3 protein-coding genes are annotated in these 2572 nt (G+C 35.6%); all 3 read right to left on the bottom strand.

Annotated features, from left to right (window positions below):
• Positions 1-117: 117 nt before the first annotated feature.
• The 3 genes from AC1DJR_RS25965 to AC1DJR_RS25955 are packed head-to-tail and all read right to left on the bottom strand — an operon-like array spanning position 118 to position 2506.
• Positions 118-1074 (bottom strand): serine hydrolase domain-containing protein, encoded by a 957-nt coding sequence (locus tag AC1DJR_RS25965; RefSeq protein ID WP_477003856.1) that lies wholly within the window; start codon positions 1072-1074, stop codon positions 118-120.
• 23 nt (positions 1075-1097) lie between these two features.
• Positions 1098-1988: an AraC family transcriptional regulator gene (locus AC1DJR_RS25960; protein ID WP_429688518.1), complete on the bottom strand. Its 891-nt coding sequence runs from the start codon at positions 1986-1988 to the stop codon at positions 1098-1100.
• A gap of 47 nt (positions 1989-2035) precedes the next feature.
• Positions 2036-2506 carry a GNAT family N-acetyltransferase gene (locus AC1DJR_RS25955; RefSeq protein WP_477003855.1) on the bottom strand — a complete coding sequence of 157 codons (471 nt, stop codon included), beginning with the start codon at positions 2504-2506 and terminating at the stop codon, positions 2036-2038.
• Positions 2507-2572: the final 66 nt, after the last annotated feature.

The following is a 2572-nucleotide window of genomic DNA, read 5'->3' as shown; positions in this document are numbered from 1 at the left end:
CCTTTCAACTATTCAATAATCGTATAGGTGTTGAAGTTTTCTAATTTTAATTGAACGACTCCGTTCTCACAGCACTTATTTCAATTATGTAGAACATAGCAAGTATAACTATTTCTCCTATTGTAACTTTTGTAAAACTTTTAAATAAGGAAATATACACTCTTTGATTAATCTCCATCTATCCTGCGCTTCCGGTATAATCTCTGAAGCAATCACCACCACCAATTCCTTCTCCGGAATACAGCAAATCATATTCCCACCATCGCCCATTGCACAGTATGAATAGATCCCATCYTCTTCTCGTAACCACCATAAGTASCCATATTGATTTGAATTCATCGCTATTGATTCTTGTACCCACGATTTTGAAAGAATTTCCTTTCCATTATGAATACCTTCATTCAAATRCAWCTGTCCAAACTTAGCCATATCTTTAACTGTTAACGTAAGTCCCCAGCCGCCCGTCGAAATACCATTTGGATCGTGCACCCATCCTTTCACATCTTTTCCGAATAAGTCGTCAAATCCAAATGCTTTCATATTGTAGTTTGGAATTTCTCTCATACCGATAGGCTGAAATAAGTGCTCGTTCGCAAATTCACGGGCACTTTTTCCTGTTACGTTCGTAATAATAGCTGATAGTAAATGAGCTCCTGCGGATGAATATTTAAAATGTCCCACTTCTCCGCCATGTCCGATTCTATTTAATGTATACTGCACCCAATCCTGTTGTGTACATAATTCTTCTAACGGTTCCTGCCAGTCTGCATAAGGATATGGAGCTGTCATTGTAAGAAGGTGTCGCACTGTTACTTCAGATGCCTTAAGATTATATTTAGGAAAAAACTCTATTACTTTTTGATTAACACTTTTGATATATCCTTTATCTATACATATCCCAATTAACGCGGAGATTATCGTTTTTGTGACAGACGCTACATGACATGCATCATCTGGACCGTAACCATTATAATAATTTTCAAAAGTAACATTACCTTTTTGTACAACTAATACACCATTTATATTTTTATAGTTTTCTTTTATAATCCAATCTAACTGTTCAGCAGTCTTCATCATTCTTCCCCCTTAATATATGATTAAAAAGGTTCGATAGGTACATATATATCAACTATATGTTTATGTTCGGGATGCTGCCTTGGATCATTTCTATATACTTCAAAAGGATACGAATCTCTCGGTTTATATCCGCTATTTGGAAGCCATTGACCATATAAAAAGTCCCATGCTCCTTTATATTCGTCTTGCAATACTTCAAAGTGCCCTACTGCATATTTCCCTGAAGGAATTGTCATTAGTCCAATATCGCTCGTTTCTACTGAGGCCTCATCCGGAATTGCTATACATAAGCTTGTTCTTAAATGATAGTCCTCAGTAAACTCATGATGATCGTGGTAAATGGTTAATACCTTCGTATCCTCGAATACATGATAGTTTTGCTCCGATGCGTAATGAAATAGTTTTTCTATCATTTTCGGAAAATCTATAGCTAAATCTTTATATGTACCTACATGTCTTATGTATGCGACGTTTACTGTGTCCGCTGTTACAATTTCAACATTTCCTCGAACCTTCTTACATTCATTGTATTGAGAACCTTCGCTAACGTCTTTGCAATTCTTGCTATTGTTATTTCTATAGTGAGACGGACTTACTCCGTAATAACTTTTAAATGTCCGGGAAAAAACTGCTGAATCTGTGAACCCGAAGTAATACCCAATGTCTGTAATCGTCATATCTGTACGATAAGTAAGAAGGTGTGTTGCCCTCTCTAATTTCAAACGATTCACATACCGAGATAACGGCTCATCCATCATCCCTTTAAAAATTCTATGAAAATGAAATTTTGAAAATCCTGCCACATTAGCTAAATCTTCAATTGAAAGTGAATCATTTATATGTGATTCTATATAGTCTTGCACTTTATAAATACGTCGTACATACTCGTTTCTACTTTGAGAACTCTCCATACTTATCCCTCCTCACAACAAAAAGGCTAACTTTACGTCAGCCTACTTTACACATTTTTTAAAAATAAAACTCTACTCCCGCCGTTCCCATCATAATTTGTATGTACGGATACACCTTCTATTTCATCATCCCCAKCTTCAATTTGAAATCCGATTTCTTGATGAAATTCAATYGACTTTTTATTAACTGGTGACGTTATCGCTTTTACAACTTTACGTTTATTTGCACGAGCGACATCGAAGAAATAAGAATATAACGTCGATGCGATTCCTTTTCGTCTAAACTTCGGATTTACTCCGATAAAATGAACGTACGCTTCATCTTTATGAGTTTGTGAAAAAAATCCACATAAGAAACCTAACGTTTTTCCATCTTCTTCAATGATAAAACTCGTTTCTTGAAAATGGACGAAAAACAACTTCGGCAACATACTAGCCATATCTCTTCCGCCCCACCAATCATTTAATACAGAATGAATMTTTACATAATCTTCCCCTTGAATGTTTCTTACTCGCATGTATTTCTCCCTCTCACTCACTTCATTTTTTCATATATTTTAATAACCGTTTCGACTAACAGAATG

This window comes from Bacillus sp. 05T31 (genome assembly GCF_056396725.1).
Note: the sequence above shows the minus strand (reverse complement) of the source record. Positions and strands in the feature narration are given on the sequence as shown.